This window comes from Mycobacterium sp., from assembly GCF_035499775.1.
Taxonomy (GTDB): Bacteria; Actinomycetota; Actinomycetes; order Mycobacteriales; family Mycobacteriaceae; genus Mycobacterium.
Genome location: NZ_DATJYB010000215.1, coordinates 1 through 7,263, shown reverse-complemented (window position 1 = coordinate 7,263; position 7,263 = coordinate 1). Strand labels below are relative to the sequence as shown.

The window sequence follows — 7,263 nt, the reverse complement described above, 5'->3', positions numbered from 1 at the left end:
GGCTTGACGCCATAGCGCGGCGCACCGAAGCCCGCGCTGTTCCGCGCCCCCGCACCCATCCCGGGCATGCCGGGGATGATCCCGCCGGGGCCGGCACTCGGTACGGCGCCAGTCAAGCCCACGGTCCGGATGGCGGTGGCTGGGCTCGTCATCGCCGGGGCGGCAGCGGCCCAACTGGGCGGCACCGCGAGCTTGTTGCCAACCATGGTCGCTCCGCCCATGCCCGCCACCGGCGCCATGCCCATGCCCATGCCACCGGCACCGGCTCCCACTGGCGCCGTCTGGCCGGCGAGGTCGGCGGCACCGGCATCAGCGGCGGCGTCGGCGGCATCCGTGGGCAACAGACCACCACCGGCCAGGCCGAGCAGGTCCGAAGCGGCCGAGGTCCAGTTTCCACCACCGATGTTCCCGATATTTGCGAAGTTGCTGGAAAGGCCGAACGGCCCGGCCGACCCGGAACTTGTGACCGGCCCGCCGATGAGCTGACCGATGTAGGACAGGAAACCGTCGACCGGCCCTGCCGCAGCCGCGTTGACGGCCTCGGTTTCGGTATAGCTGCCGGAGCTCAACCCCAGCGTGCTGGCGAACTGCTGTTGGATGGTCTGCGCTTCGGTAGCGATCTGTTGGTACATGGTGCCGTAGGTTGAGAAGATTCCCGCCTGCAGGAGCGACACCTGGTCGGAGGCTGCCGGAGCAATCGCGGTGGTGGATCCAGCCGCGCCTGCATTCTGTCCTGCCAGCGCACTAACGATCCCTTCCAACTGTTGGGCCGCCGAGAGCAGCTCCTGTGGGATTGCGGTCAGAAATGCCATCTATCGCTCCTCAATCTGTGAAACCGTCGACCCCCGTGCGGTGGGTCAACCCTGTGCGTTTAAGTAACGGCCCCTGTGCGTTGGCGTAAATGTAGCCAGCCGCAACTCCACGGTCCTGACCGAAAGCCACACTGTGACGGCCGTTTACGGCTTCTTAACGACCGAGCTAACAGTTTTAACAAGTTGATGGCGGCCGACACTGTGGTGTCATCTGAATGCACCCCCAGCGAGGGACTTACCAGCGCGGCGCGCGGATCCTACGCGAAGCAACGCTGAAACGCACATCCGGAAAACCCGCCCGAACGTGACGGGGTGGCGGTCACGGATCCGGCGTCTGCGCGCTAGCTTCGCGGCCGAGCCCCCGTAGCCCAATTGGCACAGGCAGCGGACTTAAAAACCGTCAAGTGTCGGTTCGAGTCCGACTGGGGGCACAGTACTAATTAAGAGGATGCGGCTGCCCACAGTGCCGTCGTGGTGTCGGCCCCTGTCTGGTGCGGTCTTCGCCCGCGACTGGTGCGCGTGGAACCCCTAAAGCCGGACTGAACTCCGGCCGGACCCGAGTCAGTCGTTCGCGAACCAGGAACACCTGATCGTAAGCGACGTCGAAACCCGCTACTCGTATTCCATGAGAGATTCCTCGCCGACCGAAACCGTTGTCTCCCTTGCTAATTGGCTCATGCTCCGGTGTCGCATCACCGTCGGCGAGCGGACCGTCACATGGTGACACCGTGGCAAACCGTCGACAATACCAACTGTTTCCTTGCCAATCAGACGCCGCTTGGCAGCAGCAAAGTCTGCCAAATCGCGACCGACCCGAAGTTGTGGTACACCATCAAACATCGCCTGACGCATTCATCAGCCTTATGAAGGGAACAAGATCATGGCTGTCATACGGGGCTTTGCTGCAACCGCAGTGTTCGCTGGTTTGGCTGTCGGCGCAGCCGGCACAGCTTGGGCGGAGACACCGACCATGAGCGGGGATTACACGGAAACCTCGACATCACCATCCGGCCGAGGCGTGACCACCGACTGGAGCGTGAGTACCTGCGGCGACGGATGTCTGTGGATAAAGGCTGGGGCAGGGAGTGGCCAGGCGCATTTGATCGATGGTCAATGGGTAATGGACACAATGAACAGCTTGAGTTGCCCGGACAGTGCTTTCGTCCTGTACGCGGCCAGCTCCCACATCACATGGGATCCAAATACCCTCGAGGGCACATCGGAAATCACCTACAACATAGGGGCCTGCGGCCACCCGCCCGGATACCATCAGACCAACAAGATATCGCTCAAGAAGGCGTCCTGATCGCACGCTGCCGGTCGTCTCGGCGGCCGAAAGCGGTGGGGCTGCACCAATTTTGGTCCCAGTCCGGCCCCCGGGGCGACCGGACTCACTAGCTGCTCGGATCTCCTTGGCAGTGGGTGTGGTCGTTCAAGACCCGTCCGCCACCGGCCTTGGCCAGTGCTGCGGCCTCCGCTTCGTCGCGCGTCGGACCCCAGCCTCCGAAGTATCTGCTATTCCCACCGTTCGCGGCGATCGCGACGCACCCACCCTGCCCGGTGGCCAGCAGACGACAGTCGCTGATGGTCTTGCGACATGCCGACATCACCGTCTGCGTGGCGGCACTTTCGCTGGTTCCGCCGGAAACGAACTTGATCAGCCCCGTGGAGTCCGATATCGCCATGGCGATCCAGTTGCCATCGGCATACGCAAGGGGCGCTCCCGCGACTGCCAGACCGATTGCGATCGCTACTGCTGCTTTCTTCATCATGGGCTTCCCGGCACTATCTGTTGCGCTGCGCCGTGGTGGCGCAGGTAGACGCGATAGCACCAATCCTCGCCCGTCACCGCTCGCAGCGCGACCGCTCGCGTAGCCAACTGGCGTTGCTGCCGCGTTAGAGCAGGTCGACGGCCGCCGGGCACACACGCCCCGAGGCGTGCCGCATCGCCGGCCATCTCGGCAGGGGCTAACGTCATGGTCGATTACGCCTTTGATCAGGCAGGCCCCCATAGCCCAATTGGCAGAGGCAGCGGACTTAAAATCCGTACAGTGTCCGTTCGAGTCGGACTGGGGGCACCAGAAAACTGCTGGTAGATGGCCTTTCCAATCGGAGGGCACAGCCGCAACATCCCCGTGGTCCGCAACCGGTCCGCAGGAGTCTGCGCAGCCAGGTCTGCGCAGCCAGGTCGAAGGCGTCCCCAATCCGGCCCAGATCTTCGGGGAACAGATGGCCGCGACCTCAACCCGCCGCCCCGCCCGAGAACGGTTCCCGATCATGTGGTTGAAGGTGCGGATTCCTCGATTAGCCAGATGTCCGTCGTCGGTGATCGATGATGTCACCCCGGCCGCCGCGCCCACCCGCCGACCGGAGTCGCCGCACCCCCGGGCCGGCCCGGGTCGGGCGATGTGACCCGGTACCTGCGATCAGTACCTGGCTAATCGCCCGTGCGCACAAATTTGTCGTTGAAATCACCGGCGCTGGCGCACGCGCTTCCTGCCGATACAGTTTGACTACCGTGCCCGGTGAGCAACGGGATCGGATCCTGCAGCGGTTCAGGTAACGGGTACTCCGCGGCGATTTTGATGTGCGCCGTACCGCCGCCCTCGCACGGAACGGTGGCCTCTTCGTTGCGCGTCCACTTCCCGCCGCCGAAGACCAATGTCACGACCCCGTCGGGTGCGTGGAATAAGCTCATGCACCGATCGCTTGCGCGAAGACAGTACGTACGGACTGTGAGATCGTCCTGTCCGGGGACCATGTTCCCGTTCGTGTAAGTCATCGCCTCGTGGTAGCGGCCGTGTAGCGTCTCGGCCGCGGACACCGCCCGCGGCGGGAGGGTGGCGGGGTCAGGAACTCTGTCGACGTCGGGGTCGCCGGTTCGGGTGAAATTCACGGTTCGTTTGGCGGCGCAGCCGCTGTTGGTGGTGGCCCTGGTGGTTTCGCCGGAGAGAGTGCCGTCGGGATGCGGTTGCAGCGTGTACATGACCCAGACTTCGGCGGGAGCGTTGTTGCACTGCGCCGAGGCGAGGCCTATGGCCACCCAGCTGCCGCCCACCTGATCGAACACCAAATTCGAAACAAGCATTATTCCGCTGCCACCAGTGATTGACGCCGTTGCCACGCAACCGCCGGGGCCACACGTCGAGCGCACGCCCCACGTGCCAGTGGTCGTCGGCGCACCTGCGACCGGTTTACCTTCGAGATCGGTGCCCGGGCCATAATCCGCCCGGTAGGTGCCGTTGAAGTGAACCCCACCGGCTGCCGCAGGGGCCGCCGGCGGGGCGGCCGGCGGGGCGGCCACGGTGGCCGGCGGCTTGTCGTGCCGTGTGAGCTGCACGCCCGCGAACACACCACCGGCGATCAGCAACGCGACGGCCAGCAAAGCGGGAATCAGCACGCGGGGGCGGCGCCACCTGGACGGCGTCCGGATGGGTGGTGACGCCAAGGGTGGGGGCAGCGCGGGCGGGTGGAGCGCCGGTTGGGTGTTCCGCGTGGCCGAGGCTGTCGAGGTGCCCATACGCAGGTGCCAATCCAATTGGTGGGCGAAGTCCTGGCAACTGGCAAACCGGCCGGAAGGGTTTTTGGCCATCGCCGTGGCGAACACCCGATCCAGCCCAGCCAATTCGGGGTGGCGCGCACCAATCGAGGGCGGCGCGGCGGTGACATGCTTGGTGATCACCACCGCGGGATTGGAATGGTCATACGGCGGCGCACCAGCCAACAGGTGATACGCGGTGCAAGCCAGGGCGTACTGATCGGCGCGCCCGTCGATAGCCTCACCCCTCAACTGCTCGGGGGCCGCGTAGGCCACCGTGCCCACGGTTGTGTTGGTCGCGGTCAGCCTAGAGGTGTCATCGATGCGGCGTGCGATGCCGAAGTCGGCCAGAAGAATTCGTGGCGCTTGAGAATCCAGCAGAATGTTGGCCGGTTTGACGTCGCGGTGCAACAAACCCCGCTGATGGGCGTAGTCCAACGCCGAGGCCACCGCGGTGATGATCGGCAGCGCCATACTGACCGGCATCCCGTCGGGGTAGCGCTCCAACAGCCGGGCGGCGTCGGTGCCAGCCACATAGGCCATCGAGATCCAAAGGTGCCCGTTGTATTCACCGCGGTCATAGATGCCCAAGATGTGGGGATGCGACAAACTAGCCGCCAGGTCGGCCTCACGCAGAAACCGTGTCCGATACTCTGGGTCGGCGGTCAACCCTGCCGACAACACCTTCACCGCATCCTGGCGCGGCAACCGCGGATGGGAAGCCAAATAAACCGTGCCCATCGCGCCGGCGCCCAGCACTTGTAGGATCGTGAATTCGGCAAACTCCTCGCCGACCTCCACGGGCATGGCCAAATCCTAGGCCGAAATTTCAGCAGCATCATCAATTCACGCCGATCGCCATGATCACCGACCACGGGCGGTGCAAGAGCCGCGCGAGGCATGGATGCCTCGGTTCAATGGTCCGGTACCGAATCGTGCCTTGAAGCTCCAACCCATCACAAGCCACGGCCGGCCTGGAACGCCGAATGCACGCCTGCGGCGAGCCGGTCACAGTGCGGCGGCGGGTAGTGGGTCAGTTTGAATCAATCGAGGAGCGCAGCGATACCCTTTGTGCGTCAACACGCGGTTCGTGACCTTGAACCGCCACCTGGGCATCGAAGCGAAAGTGACTATCCCAAGTGATGTCTCATATGTCGTCCATTTCAAGACAGCGTTCGAGTTCTGTTCGGGCCTGATCGATTTGGTCGTAGCATAGGTCACCATGGCGGCGGTGTTCATGATGTCACCGTTGTGGGCCAGCGATTCGTCGGTCTGCTCGCCGCGACATCGCGGAGGCAGGCGATTCGCGCTGCTGATTTCACGATCCGTCGGCTGGATCAAAGACGTGAGCCTCCTTGTTTTTAAACCGTTTTCAGACAGTACGCACACGGCCTCATCTCTTCGAACTAGTGACGAAGGCGGTAGCAACATGGGAGGATGCCGTGTATCGGCGGCACCTCCAGCCGCCTGGATCAAGCAGACGCCGCGAGAACACGAATTGCCAGCGCCGCCGGATCTTGGATGTGGGGACCACATGCAGACAGCCACACCTTACGTAGACCCCGTAATCGGCGCTGTACTTATGACTTTGGGTGTCTACGAGCTCGAACTCGGTCGAACGGACGTCGATCGGGGAGCTCGTGCGAAAGATGTGAGGGATACGCGCGCCCAATACTCACGGCAGAGTGCTCCTGGGTCAATGACTCATGAGTGGGCACACCAGTAGCGGTCCGCACAATGACCCTCCGGCGGCTCGATATCCCGGCGAACCAGTGGCGCCGCTCAGACACCGCTGCGGTGCGCAGTGTTCTAACGCATGTCGCCACTGATCCGGCACGGGCCCGAATCTGGCGCGGATCGGTTGTCCTGAGCTTCGCAGAGGTACAGGAGAGTCATCCCTACCTGAATCCGGAGATTGCTGCCTTCTTACAAAATTTGTATTCAGAGATCCCATATCTCTTGTACTTTTTGAATCCACATCCGGTGAGCGGCGCACTTGACAGCTTCTTCGCGTCCCTCGGCGCCCTGTGCGAAACCCAGCACGGAGTATGGATCCTTTGGTCCGATGATATCGCAACGGCGTTCTACCGAGCACTTGCCGCGGCTGCCGAGTTTGCGGTCGATCGAGGCGTTGACTGGGTCGCCGTTGTCAAGGGCTACGAGTACCACGAAAGCCAATCGAGGCTTTCGGAAATACGCGCGATTCTCATCACTCGTGGAGTCATACCGGCGTGAACAGATCAATCCGCGCTCGCCCGTGCCCAACCCCAAATTGCTCATTGGTGGTCCGGGCGACGAAGCGGCCGATCCACCAGCACCCGCTTTCCGCTTCGCCACTGAACGACGCGAATCTGATGGCCTGTTTGCACGCCGGTGATCGGGTCGACACGAAACCGACCGAACAATGTGGTGGTGTCGAGTCGTTGTGACGCGGCCCGAACCGGTAACGATTCAACAGTTCCGGCCTCCTCTGCGCAGCGCTGCCAAAGGACACCCGCGGCGAAGGCCGCAGCAGCCGGATACGGCGGCTCGGCACCATTGACGTCCCGGTAACGCTGGCTGAACCACTCGCTGCTGGGTCCATCCGCGGGATCATCTGTCTCGTCGTCGAACCACTGGCACGGTCCGTAAAGCCCCTCAACGCGATCACTGATGGCGTGCCGGAGCTCATCGACCCCGGCCGCGACCAATCCAACTGCGCGCCAACGGTGTTCGCCATCCCACTGCGCGATGGCGACGTCGTCGTCGAAGGAACCGGGAAGTGACTAGAATGACCCGTTTCGACATCACCCAGACCAACGCCGCTGTGGAGCGATTGATTGAGACGACGGATAACCCACGCCCCCTCTATCTTCTGCACGCTTACAACCGCCACCGCTACCTCGAGATGGCCGGCCGGTTCGAGGAGATCTT

7 protein-coding genes and 2 tRNA genes are annotated in these 7,263 nt (G+C 63.2%); 3 read left to right on the top strand and 6 right to left on the bottom strand.

What is annotated here, in order from left to right:
- Positions 1 to 812: PE family protein (locus tag VML93_RS14045; protein WP_325611457.1), on the bottom strand; the 812-nt coding region annotated here is incomplete at its 3' end.
- A gap of 357 nt (positions 813 to 1,169) precedes the next feature.
- Between VML93_RS14045 and VML93_RS14040 the strand changes: the two genes are divergently transcribed.
- Positions 1,170 to 1,243 (top strand) — tRNA-Leu (locus VML93_RS14040).
- A gap of 181 nt (positions 1,244 to 1,424) precedes the next feature.
- On the opposite strand, the gene VML93_RS14035 is transcribed toward VML93_RS14040, so the two are convergent.
- The gene (locus VML93_RS14035) at positions 1,425 to 1,664 is read right to left on the bottom strand and encodes a hypothetical protein (RefSeq protein WP_325611455.1); all 240 of its coding nucleotides are present in this window, start codon (positions 1,662 to 1,664) and stop codon (positions 1,425 to 1,427) included.
- Positions 1,665 to 2,206: 542 nt separating this feature from the next.
- Positions 2,207 to 2,584 (bottom strand): DUF4189 domain-containing protein, encoded by a 378-nt coding sequence (locus VML93_RS14030; RefSeq protein WP_325611454.1) that lies wholly within the window; start codon positions 2,582 to 2,584, stop codon positions 2,207 to 2,209.
- A 232-nt stretch (positions 2,585 to 2,816) separates the two neighbouring features.
- On the opposite strand from VML93_RS14030, the gene VML93_RS14025 reads away from it, so the two are divergent.
- Positions 2,817 to 2,893 (top strand) — tRNA-Leu (locus VML93_RS14025).
- 356 nt (positions 2,894 to 3,249) lie between these two features.
- On the opposite strand, the gene VML93_RS14020 is transcribed toward VML93_RS14025, so the two are convergent.
- Both VML93_RS14020 and VML93_RS14015 read right to left on the bottom strand, forming a co-directional pair.
- Positions 3,250 to 5,157: a serine/threonine-protein kinase gene (locus VML93_RS14020; RefSeq protein WP_325611452.1), complete on the bottom strand. Its 1,908-nt coding sequence runs from the start codon at positions 5,155 to 5,157 to the stop codon at positions 3,250 to 3,252.
- Between the two features lie 201 nt (positions 5,158 to 5,358).
- Complete coding sequence (locus tag VML93_RS14015) at positions 5,359 to 5,691, bottom strand: hypothetical protein (protein ID WP_325611451.1); 333 nt, start codon at positions 5,689 to 5,691, stop codon at positions 5,359 to 5,361.
- Between the two features lie 396 nt (positions 5,692 to 6,087).
- On the opposite strand from VML93_RS14015, the gene VML93_RS14010 reads away from it, so the two are divergent.
- Positions 6,088 to 6,585 carry a hypothetical protein gene (locus tag VML93_RS14010; RefSeq protein WP_325611449.1) on the top strand — a complete coding sequence of 166 codons (498 nt, stop codon included), beginning with the start codon at positions 6,088 to 6,090 and terminating at the stop codon, positions 6,583 to 6,585.
- A 41-nt stretch (positions 6,586 to 6,626) separates the two neighbouring features.
- On the opposite strand, the gene VML93_RS38585 is transcribed toward VML93_RS14010, so the two are convergent.
- Positions 6,627 to 7,040, bottom strand: a complete 414-nt coding sequence (locus VML93_RS38585) for an ABC transporter substrate-binding protein (RefSeq protein ID WP_414686349.1) — start codon at positions 7,038 to 7,040, stop codon at positions 6,627 to 6,629.
- Positions 7,041 to 7,263 lie beyond the last annotated feature (223 nt).

Bases quoted from the DNA above. Each gene is read 5' to 3' on its own strand.
- VML93_RS14020 (WP_325611452.1), bottom strand. From the start codon at position 5,157: ATGCCCGTGGAGGTCGGCGAGGAGTTTGCCGAATTCACGATCCTACAA.
- VML93_RS14035 (WP_325611455.1), bottom strand. From the start codon at position 1,664: ATGCGTCAGGCGATGTTTGATGGTGTACCACAACTTCGGGTCGGTCGC.
- VML93_RS14030 (WP_325611454.1), bottom strand. From the start codon at position 2,584: ATGATGAAGAAAGCAGCAGTAGCGATCGCAATCGGTCTGGCAGTCGCG.
- VML93_RS14010 (WP_325611449.1), top strand. From the start codon at position 6,088: ATGACCCTCCGGCGGCTCGATATCCCGGCGAACCAGTGGCGCCGCTCA.